18 protein-coding genes are annotated in these 17,639 nt (G+C 67.0%); 11 read left to right on the top strand and 7 right to left on the bottom strand.

The genetic code is table 11. From position 1 onward, the window contains the following. The first annotated feature begins 38 nt into the window (after positions 1-38). The 5 genes from GH266_RS22440 to GH266_RS22460 all read left to right on the top strand — a co-directional run bounded on the left by GH266_RS22440 (position 39) and on the right by GH266_RS22460 (position 5,119). On the top strand, positions 39-701 hold the full coding sequence (locus tag GH266_RS22440) for a sulfotransferase family 2 domain-containing protein (protein ID WP_158195827.1): 663 nt from the start codon (positions 39-41) through the stop codon (positions 699-701). Positions 702-719: 18 nt separating this feature from the next. Beyond that, the gene (locus GH266_RS22445; protein ID WP_158195828.1) at positions 720-1,604 is read left to right on the top strand and encodes a class I SAM-dependent methyltransferase; all 885 of its coding nucleotides are present in this window, start codon (positions 720-722) and stop codon (positions 1,602-1,604) included. 80 nt (positions 1,605-1,684) lie between these two features. Beyond that, positions 1,685-2,773: a DUF2793 domain-containing protein gene (locus GH266_RS22450; protein ID WP_158195829.1), complete on the top strand. Its 1,089-nt coding sequence runs from the start codon at positions 1,685-1,687 to the stop codon at positions 2,771-2,773. 97 nt (positions 2,774-2,870) lie between these two features. Then, positions 2,871-4,058, top strand: coding sequence for a tetratricopeptide repeat protein (locus GH266_RS22455; protein WP_158195830.1), 1,188 nt, complete (start codon positions 2,871-2,873; stop codon positions 4,056-4,058). Further along, on the top strand, positions 4,055-5,119 hold the full coding sequence (locus GH266_RS22460; protein WP_158195831.1) for a glycosyltransferase family protein: 1,065 nt from the start codon (positions 4,055-4,057) through the stop codon (positions 5,117-5,119). The genes GH266_RS22455 and GH266_RS22460 overlap by 4 nt, the downstream gene beginning before the upstream one ends. Before the next feature lie 3 nt (positions 5,120-5,122). Here the strand turns inward: GH266_RS22460 and GH266_RS22465 are convergent, their stop codons facing one another. From GH266_RS22465 to GH266_RS22480, 4 genes are all read right to left on the bottom strand, one after another. Then, a complete protein-coding gene (locus tag GH266_RS22465; RefSeq protein ID WP_158195832.1) occupies positions 5,123-7,036 on the bottom strand; it encodes a nitric oxide reductase activation protein NorD in 1,914 nt (637 codons plus the stop codon). Between the two features lie 4 nt (positions 7,037-7,040). Next, positions 7,041-7,859, bottom strand: a complete 819-nt coding sequence (locus GH266_RS22470) for a CbbQ/NirQ/NorQ/GpvN family protein (protein WP_158195833.1) — start codon at positions 7,857-7,859, stop codon at positions 7,041-7,043. Positions 7,860-7,952: 93 nt separating this feature from the next. Next, a complete protein-coding gene (locus GH266_RS22475) occupies positions 7,953-9,311 on the bottom strand; it encodes a cbb3-type cytochrome c oxidase subunit I (protein ID WP_158195834.1) in 1,359 nt (452 codons plus the stop codon). 13 nt (positions 9,312-9,324) lie between these two features. Beyond that, positions 9,325-9,807: a c-type cytochrome gene (locus tag GH266_RS22480; protein WP_158195835.1), complete on the bottom strand. Its 483-nt coding sequence runs from the start codon at positions 9,805-9,807 to the stop codon at positions 9,325-9,327. A gap of 175 nt (positions 9,808-9,982) precedes the next feature. Here GH266_RS22480 and GH266_RS22485 point away from each other — a divergent pair, with 175 nt between their 5' ends. The 3 genes from GH266_RS22485 to mog are packed head-to-tail and all read left to right on the top strand — an operon-like array spanning position 9,983 to position 11,414. Next, positions 9,983-10,555 (top strand): cytochrome c oxidase subunit 3 family protein, encoded by a 573-nt coding sequence (locus tag GH266_RS22485; RefSeq protein WP_209001507.1) that lies wholly within the window; start codon positions 9,983-9,985, stop codon positions 10,553-10,555. Between the two features lie 5 nt (positions 10,556-10,560). Then, positions 10,561-10,821, top strand: a complete 261-nt coding sequence (locus GH266_RS22490; RefSeq protein ID WP_158195836.1) for a cytochrome C oxidase subunit IV family protein — start codon at positions 10,561-10,563, stop codon at positions 10,819-10,821. A 44-nt stretch (positions 10,822-10,865) separates the two neighbouring features. Next, entirely contained in the window at positions 10,866-11,414 is a 549-nt protein-coding gene (gene mog / locus GH266_RS22495; RefSeq protein ID WP_158195837.1) for a molybdopterin adenylyltransferase, read from the top strand. Here mog and ubiV read toward each other — a convergent pair. Genes ubiV through ubiT form a run of 3 tightly spaced genes read right to left on the bottom strand, consistent with a single transcriptional unit; the run spans position 11,386 to position 13,800 of the window. Next, a complete protein-coding gene (gene ubiV, locus GH266_RS22500; RefSeq protein WP_158195838.1) occupies positions 11,386-12,312 on the bottom strand; it encodes a ubiquinone anaerobic biosynthesis protein UbiV in 927 nt (308 codons plus the stop codon). The two genes, mog and ubiV, sit on opposite strands and share 29 nt — an antisense overlap. Positions 12,313-12,316: 4 nt before the next feature. Then, complete coding sequence (gene ubiU / locus GH266_RS22505; RefSeq protein ID WP_158196366.1) at positions 12,317-13,294, bottom strand: ubiquinone anaerobic biosynthesis protein UbiU; 978 nt, start codon at positions 13,292-13,294, stop codon at positions 12,317-12,319. Then, positions 13,294-13,800: a ubiquinone anaerobic biosynthesis accessory factor UbiT gene (gene ubiT / locus GH266_RS22510; protein ID WP_158195839.1), complete on the bottom strand. Its 507-nt coding sequence runs from the start codon at positions 13,798-13,800 to the stop codon at positions 13,294-13,296. The genes ubiU and ubiT overlap by 1 nt, the downstream gene beginning before the upstream one ends. A gap of 178 nt (positions 13,801-13,978) precedes the next feature. On the opposite strand from ubiT, the gene GH266_RS22515 reads away from it, so the two are divergent. From GH266_RS22515 to GH266_RS22525, 3 genes are all read left to right on the top strand, one after another. Next, positions 13,979-15,472: a UbiD family decarboxylase gene (locus GH266_RS22515; RefSeq protein WP_158195840.1), complete on the top strand. Its 1,494-nt coding sequence runs from the start codon at positions 13,979-13,981 to the stop codon at positions 15,470-15,472. After that, complete coding sequence (locus GH266_RS22520; RefSeq protein ID WP_158195841.1) at positions 15,469-16,044, top strand: UbiX family flavin prenyltransferase; 576 nt, start codon at positions 15,469-15,471, stop codon at positions 16,042-16,044. The genes GH266_RS22515 and GH266_RS22520 overlap by 4 nt, the downstream gene beginning before the upstream one ends. A gap of 133 nt (positions 16,045-16,177) precedes the next feature. Then, complete coding sequence (locus GH266_RS22525; RefSeq protein ID WP_158195842.1) at positions 16,178-17,596, top strand: mannose-1-phosphate guanylyltransferase/mannose-6-phosphate isomerase; 1,419 nt, start codon at positions 16,178-16,180, stop codon at positions 17,594-17,596. Positions 17,597-17,639: the final 43 nt, after the last annotated feature.

The following is a 17,639-nucleotide window of genomic DNA, read 5'->3' on the forward strand; positions in this document are numbered from 1 at the left end:
AACTCGGTTTCGTCTTGCGAGAAAATCAGGAAAAGTGAATGGCCGTCGTTCTGAACAACCATAACATTGTGTATTTCCCGGTTCCGAAGACAGCTTGTACTTCTCTGAAAATGCTCATGTTCGAGTTGAACCATGGGCGCAAGTTCGAGATGTACGAGGAGGACGGTGTTCTCAAGCACATTCACAACGCCGCCTATGGGACACCCGCGTTTGCGGATGTCGACCGGAGCCCTTTTGCTGGAATGACGCGGGTGGCCGTCATTCGTGATCCTATCACCCGTTTGCTTTCGGCCTTCAGCAATCGCGTGGCATTCCATCGGGAGCTCTCGGAGAACCACATCGACGTCGATCTGGCGTCTCGGCTCGGGGTTCATCCCAATCCGTCACCGGACCATTTCTTCAATAATCTCGGTAAGTTCCGTATTCTTTCCGGGTCTATCAGGCATCACACGGATCCGGTGTCCGCGTTTCTCGGTCCCGATCTTGCCTATTATCATCGGGTTTTCCGCATCGAGGAGATCGGCGGCCTGGTGGACCTGTTGTCCAACGCGGTCGGACGCCCCCTTGAGCTCGGTCGCGAGCAGGTGGGAGGAGACAAGATCCACTTCAAGGATCTTGGCCCGCGTGCACAGAGGAATCTTGTTGAGTACTGCTACGGCGATTATGCGTTGATGAGAGGATTCTATTCCGCTCAATACTAAATTATGGAAGGAAAAGTGGTGAATAAGGATGATGTAATTCGCGCGCATGGCCCTTGGACTGCGCATAATATTGAGTATTCACCCGGAGAATTTACAATTGCTCCTGGGGGTAACGCTGATTGGATTAGGGAGCGCGCTACTTTTTATGCTGCGTGTGCAGAGTACTCCCTGGGGCGTCCCTTTGCCTCGCTAAGGACTTTGGATCTGGGCTGTCTTGAGGGAGGGATGTCATTTCACTTTGCAAAATTTGGTGCCAAAGCTCTCGGTTTGGAAGTGAGAGAAAGTAATGTTGCGAAATGCAATTTCACTGCAAGCGCAGCTAAACTAGATAATCTTTCGTTTATTCAGGGAGATATGCTGGATATTCCATCTGATATTGGTAAATTCGACGTAATTCTTGCTGCTGGGATTCTTTATCATGTTGACGCTCCCGACCTGCTGGGCTTCCTTACGAGGTTGCGAGAGATTTGTAGCGGCGTAGTTATTTTCGATACGCACGTTGCAATGGATTGCTTGGAGGTTTTCGAGGCGGGCTCAAGTGGAAAGATCTATGGACGGTCTATCGTCGAGCACGAGGGTGGTAGCTCCGACGGGGCTAAAGATAAGCGATCTTGGGCCTCTCATCGAAATGACTATGCCTTTTGGCCGACTGAACGAAGCTTGATGAATTTGCTTAACGAAGCTGGGTTTGTATTTGCATATAAGCCGATGCTGCCATTTCTTGAGTGGCCGTGGAAGGATCGCGGTATCTGGATTGCGGACACTCGCAAATCTCAGTTGCTAAGCCAGTGCAAGCATAGGAAGTACAGGGACCCAGACGCACGACCGCAAGATCATCCGTTCTTTGGAAGGCCGGAGCAGATCAGGGCAAGAAATCCGTCTACAAAGCGGCTTTATGATTAGGTTGAAACACTAGGCAAATTATCCTCGCCTGTCTTGTGGGTGCTAAAGTTTCCCAGAGACAAGAAGGAGGAGTTAGTCTAGTGAGCGCGGTTACAAAGAACCTCTCTCTGCCTCTGTTGCAAGCTGCGCAGGGGCAGAAACACGTTACGCACAATGAAGCGTTGGCGATGCTGGATGATCTTGTCCAGCTTTCTGTTTTGTCGCGCTCGTTGGGTGTGCCGCCGGTCTCCCCGCTCGACGGCGACAGGTATCTTGTCGCCGGTGCGGGGAGCGACGACTGGGAAGGGCACGGCGCATCGGTCGCGATATGGCATCAGGCAGGCTGGCGGTTTTGCGTTGCCGGTGCGGGTTGGCTCGCCTGGATCGAGGACGAGGAGAAGCTTCTCGTCCACGATGGGGAAGAATGGCGCGATCTTCCGGCCGCATTCGGCATGCTTGGGATCAATGCGACGGCGGACGCGACCAACCGGCTGGCGGTACGAGGCCCGGCAAGCTTGTTCGACGGCGGAGACGGCAGTCATTCCCTCAAGGTGAACAAGGCGACGACGGGCGACGCCACCGGCGTGATGTTCCAGTCCGGTTATTCGGGGCGGGCCGAATTGGGGCTTCTCGGTTCGGACGATCTACACCTGAAAGTGTCCGCCGATGGCGCGGACTGGGTTCAGGCCTTCACAGTCGATCGCGCCAACGGCCACGTCGGCATCGGTAAGGCGCCGGGTCCTGTACGCCTGGAGATTTCCGGCAGTCTGCGAATGACCACTTCGGCGGCCGCCTTCCTCCAACTCATCAATACAGGCCCCGGCGGTACCCAGGCCTGGATCGGCGTTCCCGACTGGAACCGCTCTGCCTTCTACATCTACGGGGCGCAGGCGGACATCATGTCGATGTACGACACACCGACGCGCTCGCATCGGCTTTTTGCCGGCGGCAGCGAGCGTGTGCGGATCGCCAGCGGCGGCGAGGTCGGCGTGGGAACCGCGGCGCCGACGACGCGGCTGCATGTGGCGGGGCCGGTGCGCACCGGGTCCTATCTCAAGGCAGCGCTGCCGTCGGCCTCGAGTGTCGGGGCCGGCACGCTCGCCTATGTCCAGGACGCGGCGGGTGGAGCCCAGTTCGCCTATTCCGACGGGGCGCAATGGCTGAAGATGCGGGACGGAGCAGCCGTCTGAATTGTGGAAACCGCCCACTGCTCGTACGGATGCTGGTCGCAGCTTGTCCGCTGGTCTAGGTATGGTCGGCGGCAACCGTACGAGCAGGAGCCTTATGATGACCAAGCAGGGTCTGCGCCCGGACCTTAGCGCGCTCGCGGACAGATACGGCTCGGACAAGGGCTATCGCAATCGCGACGCGCATGGCTATACCGCCGTATATGACCTGCTCCTTGCTCATCGCAGGGCGGAGCCGCTCAATTTTCTGGAGATCGGACTGCTGGTCGGCGGGCCGGAAGCGACCGGGGGCAGTGCGCGTCGCGAGACCGTCGACGCGCCGTCGGTACGGATGTGGCTGGACTATCTGCCGAATGCACAGATCTTCGGCTTCGACATTTCCGATTTCTCCGCCGTTTCCCTTGAGCGTTTCACGTTCGTGCAGGGCGATATGGGGGAGCCTGTGGACCTTGCGCGACTACGGGGGGCGTGTCCGGAAGGCTTCGACGTCATCGTGGACGACGGATCGCACGCCTCGTGGCATCAGCAGACGGCGTTCATCGAGCTGTTTCCGGCGCTGGTGCCGGGCGGGACCTACATCATCGAGGACCTGCACTGGCAGCCGGCGCAGATCGAAGAGCTGAAGGCGGTGCCGAAAACGGCCGAGCTGTTCTCGCGGTTCCTGCTGGATGGCCGGTTCGCGGAAACCGGAGATATCCCCGAAGAACGCTATCAGCAGGCCGCTTCGCAGATTGCCGGCGTGACATTCGTAAATGAAGCGGGCCTGTCCGACGGCCCCGCCAAGATGGTGATCATCCGCAAGACGGCCGCCGAGGAACCGCAGCCTTCGCGCAGCTACCATCGCTCGAGAGTTTTCCAGCGTCTTGGCAACGCGGAAGAGGCGGTGCGATGGGCACGCAGGGCCGAAGCGGAAGACCCATCGCATTTCGATGCCTCGCATGAACATGCAAGGCTCACATTTTCGCTGGAAGGACCCAGCCCTGCGGCTCTGGAGCTGGCCCGCGGGCTCGTCGAGCGGTTTCCCGACAATGATCGTGGACTGGCCCTCGGCGCCTGGGTTCTGTCGCGCCTTCCGGAACATGCAGATGAAGCTGTGAGGCTTCAGCGGAGGGCTGTCGAGCGCGCCCCCGGTGTTGCGGGCTACCGGGTGACGCTGGCGCATCTGCTGCGCCGCTCCGGCGAACACGATATGGCCCGCTCGGTCCTGGAAGAAACCCTGGAGCTTTTCCCGGACAACGAGCTTGCCCGTCAACGGCTCGCGGAACTCTCGCAAGAGGGCACCGCGTGATCCTGCGTCCCAACCTGTTTCGCAAGGCGGCGCTGGCGACGGCTTTCGACCATTTCACCGGCCGGCCGAAGACCGCCTATCCGACGCGCTATCACTATCTGGAGATCTGCGAGCCGGAGCTCGCCGCCGCCGGGCTGCGGATCGGCCGCATCGGCCAGCACGGCTTGACGCTGACCGACGGTGAGGGGCGCCGCCTTGCCGTGGTCGTACGCTACGTGACGGGGCGCGACCTGCGGCTGCTTGCCGCCTTCCGGGCACAGGGCGGGCGCGTCGCCTATCTCCTCGACGACGATCTGTGGGCGATGGCGAGCGACATCCGGCTCGATCCCCGTTACCGCGGGCGGATCGCGCGGTTCCTGTCGGGCCTGTTTCCAAGGCTGCTCGAACTCGTCGACGTGGCGGTCGCCCCCAACCGGCGGCTGCTGGAGCGGCTGGCGCCGGTGCCGGGCGCCTTCCTGCATCCGGCCGATCTTGCGCCCACCGGCGACCTTGCGCATTTCGACCGGGAGGACGGCGAGACGCGGGTGCTGTTCCTGGGAACGGCCACCCATGCGGAGGACTTCGCAGCCGTCGCCCCCGGCCTTGCGGAGGCGCTCGGTGCCGAGCCCGGCCTGCGCGTGGAGACGTTCCTCGGGGCCAAGGGCGAGGCGCTTCTGCCGGCCTCGCGGCGGGTCGCGCATAGGGCGCCGATGGTGCTGGAGGATTTTCAGCGCTGGCTGAACAGGGCGCGGCACCATGTGGCGCTGGCGCCTTACGCCGTCAATCCGGTCAATGACGGGCGCTCGATCATCAAGCTGCACCAGCATGCGGTCGCGGGCGCGGCCGGCATCTACACGCCGACGGCGGTGTTCGGCCCGGTGATCGAGGACGGCCGCAACGGTGTTTTCGCCGCGCACGCGCCGGCCGCCTTCCGCGATGCGGTGCTGACGCTCGCGCGCGACCGGGCGCGGACGCGGGCCATTGCGCAAGGAGGCATCGCGCTCAGCCGCCGGCTCGGCGACCGCACGGCAGTCGCGGGTTTCTGGGCGGGCCTTGTCGCGGGAGAGGACGGCGGCGCTTGATCCTTACGAGACGAGGCGCCGGTAGATCGCCGGCAGGGCGCCGGGCAGCCGCTCCGGATCGGCGATGATCGCGTAGGAGCCCTTGCCGAACAGGTAGGGGAAATAGTCACGCGCCGCCTCGTCGACGGTGACGCCGAAGACGGTCAGCCCCGCCCGCCGGGCCTCGCGGATCGCCGCCCGCGTGTCCTCGATCCCGTAGCGCCCCTCGTAATAGTCGATGTCGTTCGGCTTGCCGTCGGTGAGCAGGAGCAGCAGGCGATGGCGCTGCGGTCTCAAGGCGAGCTGCCCGGCAACGTGGCGGATCGCCGTTCCCATGCGGGTATACTGGCCGGGCGTGAGCGCCGCGATCCGGCGCTCGACGGCGAGGCCGAGAGGCTCATCGAAGGTCTTCACCGTGTCGACCCGCACGCTTTGCCGCCGGCGCGAGGTGAAGGTGTAGACCGCATGTTCGTCGCCGCAGGCGGTCAGCCCGTGGGTGAGGGCGAGCAGGGCCGCCTTCTCCACATCCAGGACCCGGTGCCCGCCGATCCAGGCGTCGGTCGACAGCGACACATCCATCAGCACGGCGACGGAGAGGTCCCGCTCCACAGCGCGGCCGCAGGTGAAGACGTTCTCGGAACCCGCGCTGCCGGCGCGGCGGTCGGCTTCGGCGCGCACCAGGGCGGAAAGGTCGAGATCGTCGCCGTCGGGCTGCCCGTGCAGCACGATGCGCCGGGGCCGCAGCGCTTCGAACTGGCGGCGGACGGCGCGGATGCGGCGTTGCATGGCCTCGTCCGGCTGCCACACATCGCCGGTCTCGGGCGCGCGCGCGGCGATGACGCGGCAATGGTCGGGCCGGTGGGCCTGCCGCTTCCAGTCCCACTCCGGATAGGTGAGCCCTTCGGCCAGGCTCCCGTCCTCGGCCTCGGAGGGGGCGAGATCGAGATCCATCTTCAGCCGTACGCCGGCCTTCTGCCGGTTGCTGCCGATGGTCAGTTCGCTGATGTCGTCGGCCGCCTGCCGGGCGCCGTCCTCGTCGTCGTCGTCCACCCGGCGGCTGACATTGACCATCTCGGCCAGCGAGAAGATCGTCTCGAACCGGTGGAAGTAGAGCGGATCGCCGCGGTCGCTCATGTCGGTGTCGCGCCGCTCGGCCTGGCGGCGGCGGGCGTCGACGGAAATCGAGGTGCCGGTCGGGTCTTCGGCATCGTCGGGGCGCGGAGCGCCGGCCTCCGCGCGGATTTCGCCGAACAGCGGCACGGGCAGATAGGTGCGGTAGCCGCGCGGCGCCGTGAGGCCGGAAAGGCTCGCGTCCGGGCTCTCGATCAGGGCGAGAAACCCGTCCGCCGCATCACCGCGCTGGCCGCCGAGCAGGGCGCGGATCGCCTGTTCGACGCGCATCTCGGTGGCGGGAAGGGCGCGCTGCGGGCGCACCGCAAGGGCCGCAGCGCGCAGCCGGTGGAACTGCGGGCGCAGGCCCGGCCAGGCAACGAGCGCCGCGCGCGTGGTGGCGACGCTCATGCGCAGGCGCAGAAGATCGTCGACCAGCGGATCGCCGGTCCGCTCGCGACCTTCGCCGGCATGGGCGAACCAGGCGACCAGCCACTCGTACAGCGCGACATTGTCGGAGCGGTCGGGAAAGCTGTCGATGACCGGCGGCAGGCGCAGCGTCGCCCTGTCGAGGATCGCAAGGCTCATCTTCTCCGCGCCGAGCCCGATACGCCGCAGCGGCGACAGGCGATGCGCGGAGACGGCCGGCGCGCTTTCGACGAGGCGCAGCGCGCCGCTGCCGCCCATCGCCCGGAACAGCACGCCGAGCTGCCGGCGCTGTCCGGCAAGCGTCACCGCAGCGTCCGGATGACGGGGCAGGGTGGTCAGACCGCCCACCAGCCTGTGCCAGTGCGACCCGACGAACTCTTCCGGCTCGAACAGCGACATGACGTTACCCCAGCGCCAGTTCGGCGACGCGGGCGAGCGCGGCCTGCACGTCCGGATCGTCGCTGAGCGGCTGCAGCAGCGCCGCGTCGATGGCCGCTGCCGGTTTCATGCCGGCATGGATCAGCGTGGCCGCATAGACGACGAGGCGCGTCGAGGCGCCTTCGTCGAGGTCCTGGCCCTTGAGGTCGCGCAGCGCATTCGCCACCCGCACCAGCAGCGCACAGCGCTCCGGCGCAAGGCCGGTCTCGCTGGCGACGATGGCCGCTTCCGTCTCCGGGTCGGGATAGCCGAACTCCATCGCCACGAAGCGCTGGCGGGTGGAGGGTTTCAGCGATTTCATGACGTTCTGGTAGCCGGGATTGTAGGAGACGACGAGCATGAACTCGGGCGGGGCGACAAGCGTCTCGCCGGTCCGCTCCAGCGTGAGCGTGCGCCGGTCGTCGGTGACCGGGTGCAGCACGACGGTCACGTCCTTTCGTGCCTCCACCACCTCGTCGAGATAGAGGATGGCGCCCTCGCGCATCGCGCGGGTCAGCGGCCCGTCCGCCCAGACGGTCTCGCCGCCCTTCAGCAGGTGGCGCCCGGTCAGGTCGGCGGCGGTGAGGTCGTCATGGCAGGCGACGGTGTAGAGCGGCCGGCCGAGGCGCGCGGCCATATGGGCGACGAAGCGGGTCTTGCCGCAGCCCGTCGGTCCCTTCAGCAGAACCGGTAGCCGGTTGCGCCAGGCCTGCTCGAACAGCACGCATTCGCCTCCCGAGGCCGCATAGTAGGGAAGGTCCGGGGCGGTGCCTTGCGCGGCGGCGGTATTGGTCGCGGGGGTCATCGGAGATCGCTCCTTGCAGCGCCGAACGAGGGCGCGTCTGGAAAGGGTATGCGGGGGAAGGCCGGGCGCCGGCGATGCGGCGCCCGGCTTTTGTCACTCGGCGGCCTGCAGCGAGGCGGCACGGCCCTCGCGGGCGGCCTTGCGCCGTTCGCGGACGGGGCCGAACACCGACCACAGGAACATCAGTGCGGCGATGACCACGAGGACGCCGGAGCCGAGTCGCACCCAGTAGAAGGGGGCGATCTCGTCCTGGACCTCCATGTAGGACATGCCCAGCACGCGCTGCAGATGGACCTGTACGGCCCCGGCGAAGGTCAGTGCGAAGGTCATCACCATCATCGCGCCGCTCATCAGCCAGAAGGAGGCGATGTTCAGCGTCTGGTGGTAGGGCGCCTTGCCGCGCAGATACGGCATTGCGTAGGAGATCAGCGCCAGGTTCAGCATCACATAGGCGCCGTAGAAGGCCAGGTGCCCATGGGCGGCGGTCAGCTGCGTTCCGTGCGTGTAGTAGTTCACGAAAGACAGGGTGTGGAGGAAGCCCCACACGCCGGCGCCGAAGAAGGCTCCGACCGTGCAGCCGAGCGACCACAGCACCGCGGCCCGGTTCGGATGGTCCTTGCGTCCGCGGAAGACCATCGTGAAGGCGAAGACCACCATCGCGAAGAACGGCGCGACCTCGAGCGCGGAGAAGATCGAGCCGACCCACTGCCAGTAGCCGGGCGCGCCGATCCAGTAGTAGTGGTGGCCGGTGCCGAGCAGGCCGGAGAACAGGGCAAGGCCGACGATGGAGTAGAGCCACTTCTCGATGACTTCACGGTCGACGCCGGTCAGCTTGATCAGCAGGAAGGCAAGGACCGAGGCCATCACCAGTTCCCACACGCCTTCGACCCACAGATGGACGATGTACCACCAGTAGACCTTGTCCAGCGACAGGTTGTCCGGCGCGTAGAAGGCGAAGAGCCAGAAGACGGCAATGCCCCACAGGCCCAGCAACAGGACGCTGGTGACGGCGGTGCGCCGGCCCTTCAGCACGGTCATCGACACGTTGTAGAGGAAGATCAGCGCCACCACGACGATGGCGATCTTGATCCAGAGCGGCTGCTCCAGGAACTCGCGCCCGCCATGGATGCCTTGCGTGTAGCCGACGACCGCGGCCAGTGCGCCGACCATCAGCAGCACGAGCTGCACATAGGCGAGGAACGGGCTCTCGATCTCGCGCTCCGCCTCTTCCGGCACCAGGTAGTAGGCGCAGCCGAAGAAGCCCATCAGCAGCCAGACGATGAGCGCGTTGGTGTGGATCATGCGGATGATGTTGAACGGCATCAGTTCCGCCAGCGTGTTCGGCAGGACATAGACCGTGCCGGCCAGACCGCCGGCAAGGATCTGGACGCCGAACAGGACCATGGCACAGACGAAGTACCAGTAGGCCACTCTTTGGGAAGCGTATTTCATCGGGGTGTGCTCCTCAGCCCGCGTCGTTGGGCGGCCAGCCCTGCGTGTCGATCCGGCTCGTCCACTCCAGGAAGTCGACGAGATCGTTCAGTTCCTGGTCGGTCAGGTTGAACTGGGGCATCTGACGGCGCCCCTCGATGCCGGTGGGCTGGGCCTGCATCCAGGCGATGAGGCCTTCCCTTGCGCCTTCCGGGTCGTCCTTGCCGCCGTAGCGGACCCAGACATTGCCGACCTCGGGCGCGAAATAGGCGCCTTCGCCGAGGATCGAGTGGCAATTGACGCAGGAGTTCTTCTCCCACACGTGCTTGCCGCGGATCACGCCCGCGGTCAGCGTCGACTCGTCTGTCGAGTTGGTGACGATGTGCCAGTGGCTTTGCGCGGTCAGGCCGACGAAGACGACGAAGAAGAAGATCGAACCACCGTAGAAGATGTTTCTGGCGGCCGACTTGGTGAAACGCTCGACCGGCGGTCGATGCGGTTCGCTTGGTCCGGACATATGTGCTCTCCAGTTGCTGGCGGATGCCGACAGTGGAGCCAAGAGCTAGGGCCAAGCCGCGGGGCGAACGTTGTTCCAGCGCAAACTCGCCCGCACCACCTCGCTGCGAGTTTGAGCCGGCTCAAATTCGCGCTGCCCGCAGCCTGTTAGGGTCGCGCCGACTGGAGGCGCGAGCATGTACGACGAAGCTGCGGGCGAGACGCCCGAAGAGGGATGGGGGCCGCTCGACGGGCTGCCCGGCAACCCGATGATGTGGATCCTGATTCTCGGCGAGCTTGCCGTATTCGGCGCGCTGCTTGTCGGGTTCTCGGTGGCGCGGGCGCTGGACCCGCTCGCCTTCGCGCAAGGGCAGGCGGCGCTGGACGTGCGGCTCGGCGGGCTCAACACGCTGGTGCTGATCGCCAGCGGCTGGTGCGCGGCGCTCGCCGTGGAAGGGCGCAAACGGGGGCGCTCCGGCCGGCCGCAGCTTGTCGCGGCGATGGCGCTCGGGGCGGTGTTCCTCGTGGTGAAGGGGATCGAATACGCCGCCAAGCTCTCGGCCGGTCACGGGGCGGACAGCGGCACGTTCTTCGAGCTCTACTATCTCGTCACCGGTTTCCACGCCCTGCATGTGGTCGCCGGCATCGTGCTGCTTGCCGTGGTCGCCTGGCGCAACAGCCTGGAGAACCTGGAGACGGGCACCGCCTTCTGGCACATGGTCGACCTGGTCTGGATCCTGGTCTTTCCCGTCATCTACCTGATCGGGTGACCGCGATGGCCCGTCTGCATCTTGCCGCCCTTGCCCTGGCGCTGCTCGCCGTCGTCTCGCTCGAGGTTTCGGGCGGGCCGGCGCCCGTCCTCGTCTGGTCGATCCTTGCGCTTGCGCTCGCCAAGGCCTGGATCGTGCTGACCCAGTTCCTCGGCCTGCGCGAGGCGCCGGCCGGCTGGCGCTACGGCCTCATTGCCCTCGTTGCCGCGCTGGGCGGCTCCATCGGCGCGGTCTTCACCGCCGCGCATTACTCCTTCGCCGGATGAGGACGGACCTCCGGCGGCACGACCTCTCCCGAAGGACAGAGCATATGGCAGACATCACGGCCCGTCCGGCACGCATCGGCATTCTCACCGTTTCGGACCGCGCCAGCGCCGGCCTCTACGAAGATCTCAGCGGGCCGGCGGCGCTCGACTGGCTGCGGGCGCATCTGACCGGCGACTGGGAGTTCGTCAGCCGCATCGTGCCGGACGGCGTCGACAGCGTTGCCGGCGCGATGCGTCACCTGTGCGATGAGGAAGGCTGCGACTTGCTTCTGGTTACCGGCGGAACGGGCCCGGCCCCGCGCGACGAGACGCCGGAAGCGCTGGGCCAGGTCGCAACGCGCATCCTGCCCGGCTTCGGCGAGGCGATGCGGCAGGCCAATCTCGCCGAAGTGCCGACCGCGATCCTCTCGCGGCAGGAGGCCGGCACGCGCGGCGCCAGCCTCCTCATCACCCTGCCGGGCAAGCCGGCGAGCATCGCCACATCGCTGCGGGCGGTCTTTGCCGCCGTGCCCTATTGCCTCGACCTGATCGGCGCGGCACGGATAGACGCCGATCCGGCGCGGCTCAAGGCGTTCCGGCCGGCTGCGTCCTGACCTGATCCTTGGAGCCCGACCAGGAGACCCCGGTCGGGCCGTCGAGAAAGCCGTCGCAAAAGGCCCCGCCCGGCGCGTGCGGCAGAGCCCTGGCGCAGAACTCCTCCGCATCAATGCGGCCCGCCGTCAGTTGCGCGAACAGCTCGATCACCTCGAAGAAGCCGCTCGTCTGCGGCGACAGGCGCAGGCCCGCAACGCCGGCCTCGCGCAGGGCCGGCAGGTGATGCGCCATGTTCGCGCACTGGCCGGACAGGGTCTGCAGCCCGTTGATCGCCAGGAACTGCTGGTCGTCGAGCGTGTCGACGGCCAGCCCGTCCGGGTCCTCGGCGCAGACGAACTGGCACTGGTCCTTGGCCCGGTCGTGATAGCGCGCGTGGTAGCAGCGCCCGGACATGGCGAGCGGCAACCGCCCCCAGCCCCACACGTCCACCGGCATGTCGGTCGCGGCCGCAATGCGGCGGACGGAGGTGGCGGACAGCTCCGGCGGCAGGCAGATGCGCATCGCGCCGCGCCGCGCCAGGACCGCCAGCGTGCCCTCGTTGTAGACGTTCACCAACGGGCCGACGGAAAAGCGCGCGTCCGGCGCCAGATGCGCCAGCATGGTGAGGTCGTTGACCTCGACCTCCAGGTCCATCGCCGCAAGCTCTGCCGCCATCCGCCGCTCCCGCTTCAGCGGCGTCACGAGGGCAAGGCTGGCCAGCGCCACATCCTTGCCGCCGGCCAGCAGCTGGGCAATCGCGTCCGGCAGGCGGGTCTGGTAGAAGGGCAGCCGCTTCGAGCAGACGAGCTCGCCGAGGACGACGCGGGAGACGTCCGGCGTGTCCGCCAGTTGCTCGTAGAACGCGCTCCACTTCCCCGGATCCCAGAAGCCCTGGATCGGGCCGACGGTCAGTTGCATCTGCTTATCTCCAGATCTTGTTGTAGGCGCCGGCGGTCGCGGCCTGTCCCTCGGTCAGCCGGGCAAGCGTGCCGAGCGGCACATCGCGCCCTTCGGCGAGCGCTTCCACCGCCTGGCGGAAGTTGCGCACCACCTGCGCGACATAGGCGCGCGAGCGCTGGCGGCCCTCGATCTTCAGCGCCGTGACGCCGGCCCGGGCAAGCGCGGGCAGCAGCTCCGAGGCGTCCAGGCTTGCCGGGTCCTCGAAGACGTAGCCGGTGCGCGCGCCGACCTTGAAGCAGCCCTTGCACAGGGTGGGGTAGGGAGCGGGGGCGTCCTTCGGTGTCCGGTGGATTGTGTAGCCGCCGAGGCGCGCGGCCATCTCGCCGTCTTCTTCCGCGTAGGCGACGTGGCTTGCCGGCGAGCAGACGCCGTTCATGTTCGGCGACTTGCCGGAAATGTAGGAGGAGAGCGAGCACCGCCCCTCGGCCATGACGCAGAGCCCGCCGAAGACGAAGACCTCCGTCTCCACGTCGATGTCGCGGTTGATCGAGGCGATCTCGTCGACGGTGAGCACCCGTGGCAGCACCACCCGCTTCACGCCGAAGGCGCTTGCATGGAAGTTGATGACGTCCGGGTTCGCTGCCGCTGCCTGCACCGAAAGATGGCGGCGCAGGTCCGGATGGCGTTCGGCCGTATGGGCGATCAGCCCGAGATCGGCAAGGATCACCGCGTCGGCGCCGAGCGCTTCTGCGTCGCTCACCGCCCGGTGCCAGAGCTCCGTCTCGCCGGCCCGCGGAAACGTGTTGATGGCGACCAGCACCCTGGCGCCGCGCGCATGGGCATAGGCGATGCCGTCCGCCATTTCGGGGCGGGAGAAGTTGAGGCCGGGGAAGTTGCGGGCGTTGGTGTCGTCGGCAAAGCCGCAATAGATGCTGTGGGCGCCGGCATCGACGGCGGCACGCAGCGAGGCCGGCGTGCCGGCGGGGCAGACCAGCTCCATCATCGCACGCCTCCCGCGCGGGTGAGCGGTACGCCCGTTGCCGCTTCCAGGCGGGCGATCGCGCGTGCGGCCAGACCCGACAGCGGGCCGGTGAGGCCGGCGAGTTCCGCGCCGATGTCGAGCTCCGCATCGTCGATGGCGTTGCGCAGGGCCAGCACCGCCGACGTGTCACCCTCGACGGTCAGGTCGCGGGAGAAGAACAGCGCGTCGCCGTCCCACACCCCGTGGACGAGGCCGACCAGCGCTGCAAGGCTTCCGGTGATGCGGGCATCGCCCGCAGGCGGTTCGCGGTGGAGGCTGACCGCGGGGGCATCGCCGGCAAGGTCGAGCAGGAAGGAGACCGGCACGTCGCTTGCCGTCACCACAAACCGCGTTCGGCGATAGGGGCCGAGGCGCTCCAGAAGTCCGGCATGGCTTGCGAGAATTCTTCGGGTCACCCGCGTCAGGAGCAGGTCGGCCGGCCCGTGCGGCGCCAGGCGGATGCCGAGCGCCAGCAGCGCGGGCATTTTCGGTATCGCACGATGTTCCAGAGGATCTGCAAGGGCTTGCGGCATGGGGCGCTCCGGCGGAAGGGGTCGGGTGGCCCGCACCATAGAGGGGCGATCTGCCGCCGTTGTTGATCCGCATCAACTTCGCGGGCGATGCCCTTTGCTAAGGCAGGCGCACCCTTTCCAAGGAGCCGCCATGCGCCGCCTGCCAGCCTTTCCCGATCTCCGCAGTTTTCTCCGCTGGTGCGATGCGGCCGGGGACCTGCAGAATATCGAGCAGCCGGTCTCCTTGGTGGAGGAAGTCACCGCCGTTCACCGCAAGGTGCTGCTGGCGGGCGGGCCGGTCCTGCGCTTTGCGCGCCCGGTCGCGGCGGATGGCTCGCAGTCTTCCATCCCGCTCATCGCCAATCTCTTCGGCACCCGCCGCCGCGTCGCGGCCGGCCTCGGCGTCGACCCGGCCGACATTGCCGGCCTTGGAGACTTTCTCGCCGCGCTGCGCAGCCCTGTGCCCCCGCAAGGCGTTGGCGATGCGCTGTCGCGCTGGCCGCAGATGGCTGCAGCTTTGCGCGCCCGGCCGCGGGTATTGGGCACAGGAACCTCGCAGCAGGAGCGGATGGGCGCGCCGGACCTGTCCCGCCTGCCGGTGCAGACCTGCTGGCCGGGCGACGCCGGACCGCTGATGACCTGGCCGGTGGTGCTGACCCGCGATGCGGGGTCGCAGGCGAGCGACAGCGGGCGCTACAATGCCGGCATCTACCGGGCGCAGGTGCTGGGCCCCGACCGCCTGATCCTGCGCTGGTTGCCGCATCGGGGCGCGGCCGCCCACCATCGCAGCTGGCAGCGCAAGGGCGAGCCGATGCCGGTCGCCATTGCGCTCGGTGCCGATCCGGCCTTGCTGCTGGCCGCAGCCCTGCCGCTGCCGGAAACCGTGTCGGAGCTGGCCTTTTCCGGCGTGTTGCGCGGGGCCCGCACCTCGCTGGCACCGGCCGTCTCCGTGCCCATGCTGGTTCCCTCCAGCGCCGAGATCGTGGTGGAGGGCTGGGTGCATCCGGGCGAGACCGCGCCGGAAGGCCCGTTCGGCGATCACACGGGCTATTACAACTCGGTCGAGCCGTTCCCGGTGATGCGGGTGAGCGCGATCACTCACCGGCGTGATCCGCTTTACCTGTCCACCTGGACCGGCCGGCCGCCGGACGAGCCCTCGATCATCGGCGAGGTGTTCAACGAGCTCGCGCTTCCCGTCATCCGCCAGCAGATCCCGGAGGTGGTGGACCTGTGGCTGCCACCGGCCGCATGCTCCTACCGGATCGCGGTGATCGCCATCGACAAGCGCTATCCGGGGCAGGCGCGCCGGGTGATGCTGGCGCTGTGGGGCCTGCTGCCGCAGTTCAGCTATACCAAGATGATCGTCGTGGTAGATGCCGATATCGATCCGCGCAGCTGGGACGATATCGCCTGGGCGCTGGCAACGCGCTACGACCCGGCGCGCGACACGATGCTGCTCGACCGCACGCCGATGGATTATCTCGACTTCGCCTCGCCGCTGGAGGGGCTTGCCGGCAAGATCGGGCTCGACGCCACGGTGAAGATCGGGTCCGAGACCGCCCGCGCCTTCGGCGAGGTGATGCGGCTGTCGCCGGAGGCGGAGAGCGCGGCCGAGCGCATCCTGAAAGCGGAGGGGCTGGCATGAGCCGCGTGGTCCTTGGCGTCTCGGGCGCTTCCGGGGCGCAGCTGGCGCTCGCCTGTGCCCGCGATCTCGCCCGCCGCGGCGCGCTGCTCGATCTGGTCGTCAGCGCCGGGGGAGAGCGGACCTTCGAGCTCGAATGCGATCCAGCCGCGCGAAGCGAGCTGTCCGCCCTTGCCGCGCGCGAACACGGCATCGCCGATGTGGGAGCGGAGATCGCCTCGGGCTCCAGCGCGGTCGCCGGCATGATCGTCGCCCCGTGCTCCATGCGGACCCTTGCCGCCATCGCCCACGGGCTCGACGACAACCTGCTGACGCGGGCGGCCTCGGTGCAGCTGAAGGAGCGCCGGCCGCTCGTGCTGCTGGTGCGCGAGGCGCCGCTGTCGCTCGTGCATCTGCGCAACATGGTGCTCGCGACCGAGGCCGGCGCCATCATCCTGCCACCGGTGCCTGCCTTCTATCTGCAGCCCGTCTCGCTTGCCGACGTGGTTGCCCAGATTGCGGCCCGCGCCGTCGACCTCCTGCGGCTGGGGCCGATGGAGGCGCGGCCCTGGCAGCCGGCAACTGCGCAGATGTGAGCCGGGGCCGGTTTTCTCTGCTGTTTCACACCTCTGGCGTTTCGGGTTAACCTCCTGTCAGTCCGGGATTGGGCAAAAGAGGGACAGACCTTTTTCGCATCCTGCGGCACACCCTGGCGACGAGAGACCTTGCGTGATCATCCCCTGCATCTTGTCCGGCGGCTCCGGCTCGCGGCTCTGGCCCCTCTCGCGCTCCGCCCGGCCCAAGCAGTTCCTTCCGATCTTCGACGGGGAGAGCCTGTTCCAGAAGACGCTGAAGCGTTTCGGCGCGGCCACGTTCTCCGCTCCCATCGTCATCGCCAATTCCGAGCATCGCTTCCTCGTCGGCGAGCAGATGGCGGAAGTTCGCGCCCCGGCCGAGGATACGGCCATCGTGCTGGAGCCGGTCGGCCGCAACACGGCGGCCCCTGCCGCCATCGCCGCGCTGTTGGCACAGGCGCGCGACCCGGACGCATTGGTGTTGCTGGCGCCCTCCGACCATCTGCTGCGCGACACCGACGCCTTTGCCGCCGCCGTCGAGCGGGCGCTGCCGGCCGCAAGGGCCGGGCGCATCGTCACCTTCGGCATCAAGCCGTCGGAGCCCAACACCGGCTACGGCTATATCCGTCTGGCGGAAGCCGGCGAGGGGCCTTGCGCGGTCGAGGCCTTCGTCGAGAAGCCGGACCTGGAGCGCGCCCGCGCGTTTCTCGAAGCCGGAACCTATGTCTGGAACGCCGGCATCTTCCTGTTTTCCGCCCGCGCCATGCTGGAGGAGTTCGCGCGCCATGCGCCCGATGTCCTCGACCGGGTGCGCGCAGCGCTGGACGCGGCGACCCGCGATCTCGACTTCCTGCGTCTCGATGCCGGCCTCTTCGCCAAGGTGCCCAACATCTCCATCGATTATGCGATCATGGAGAAGTCGGAGCGGATTTCCTGCGTGCCGATGGAACCGGGCTGGAGCGATCTGGGTTCCTGGTCTGCGGTATGGGAAGCGTTCGAGAAATCCGAGGACGGCAACAGCGTTCTGGGTGAGGCGCGTTTCGTGAAGGCGCGAGACAATCTCGTCGTCAGCGACGGCGCGCTGGTCTCGGTGGTCGGCCTCGACCATGTCATGGTGGTCGCGACCAAGGATGCGGTCCTCGTCGCCGACAAGGCCCATGCCCAGGACGTCAAGACCGTGGTCGAGGGGCTGCAGGCGGAAGGCCGCCGCGAGACCCGCGAGCATCGCCGCCTGTACCGGCCCTGGGGCTGGCGCGAGGAGATCGCCGTCGGCGGCCGGTTCCAGGTGCAGGAGATTGAGATCAAGCCGGGCGAGAGCATGTCCCGGCAAAGCCATGTCAACCGGGCCGAACACTGGGTGGTCGTCTCCGGCACGCTCTCGGTCGAGATCGACGGCGAGACCCGGTTGATGACCGAGAACCAGTCGGCCTACGTCCCGGTCGGGGCGCGCCATCGCCTCGCCAATCCGGGCCGGGTGCCGGCGCGTGTCATAGAAATCCAGTCGGGCGCCTATATAGGCGACGACGACATTATCCGTTACGACGAGGCGGGGGCGCCGTTTTCGTCCAAGTAAGCGCGAGATTGCCTTGCGACCCCGCGCGAGCCGAACCGGACCA

The sequence above is a fragment of the Stappia indica genome (assembly GCF_009789575.1).
GTDB classification, from domain to species: Bacteria; Pseudomonadota; Alphaproteobacteria; order Rhizobiales; family Stappiaceae; genus Stappia; species Stappia indica_A.

Bases quoted from the DNA above. Each gene is read 5' to 3' on its own strand.
- GH266_RS22470 (WP_158195833.1), bottom strand. From the start codon at position 7,859: ATGACCCCCGCGACCAATACCGCCGCCGCGCAAGGCACCGCCCCGGAC.
- GH266_RS22465 (WP_158195832.1), bottom strand. From the start codon at position 7,036: ATGTCGCTGTTCGAGCCGGAAGAGTTCGTCGGGTCGCACTGGCACAGG.
- mog (WP_158195837.1), top strand. From the start codon at position 10,866: ATGGCAGACATCACGGCCCGTCCGGCACGCATCGGCATTCTCACCGTT.
- GH266_RS22485 (WP_209001507.1), top strand. From the start codon at position 9,983: ATGTACGACGAAGCTGCGGGCGAGACGCCCGAAGAGGGATGGGGGCCG.
- ubiT (WP_158195839.1), bottom strand. From the start codon at position 13,800: ATGCCCGCGCTGCTGGCGCTCGGCATCCGCCTGGCGCCGCACGGGCCG.
- GH266_RS22475 (WP_158195834.1), bottom strand. From the start codon at position 9,311: ATGAAATACGCTTCCCAAAGAGTGGCCTACTGGTACTTCGTCTGTGCC.
- GH266_RS22480 (WP_158195835.1), bottom strand. From the start codon at position 9,807: ATGTCCGGACCAAGCGAACCGCATCGACCGCCGGTCGAGCGTTTCACC.
- GH266_RS22440 (WP_158195827.1), top strand. From the start codon at position 39: ATGGCCGTCGTTCTGAACAACCATAACATTGTGTATTTCCCGGTTCCG.
- GH266_RS22455 (WP_158195830.1), top strand. From the start codon at position 2,871: ATGACCAAGCAGGGTCTGCGCCCGGACCTTAGCGCGCTCGCGGACAGA.
- ubiU (WP_158196366.1), bottom strand. From the start codon at position 13,294: ATGGAGCTGGTCTGCCCCGCCGGCACGCCGGCCTCGCTGCGTGCCGCC.
- GH266_RS22515 (WP_158195840.1), top strand. From the start codon at position 13,979: ATGCGCCGCCTGCCAGCCTTTCCCGATCTCCGCAGTTTTCTCCGCTGG.
- GH266_RS22520 (WP_158195841.1), top strand. From the start codon at position 15,469: ATGAGCCGCGTGGTCCTTGGCGTCTCGGGCGCTTCCGGGGCGCAGCTG.
- ubiV (WP_158195838.1), bottom strand. From the start codon at position 12,312: ATGCAACTGACCGTCGGCCCGATCCAGGGCTTCTGGGATCCGGGGAAG.
- GH266_RS22490 (WP_158195836.1), top strand. From the start codon at position 10,561: ATGGCCCGTCTGCATCTTGCCGCCCTTGCCCTGGCGCTGCTCGCCGTC.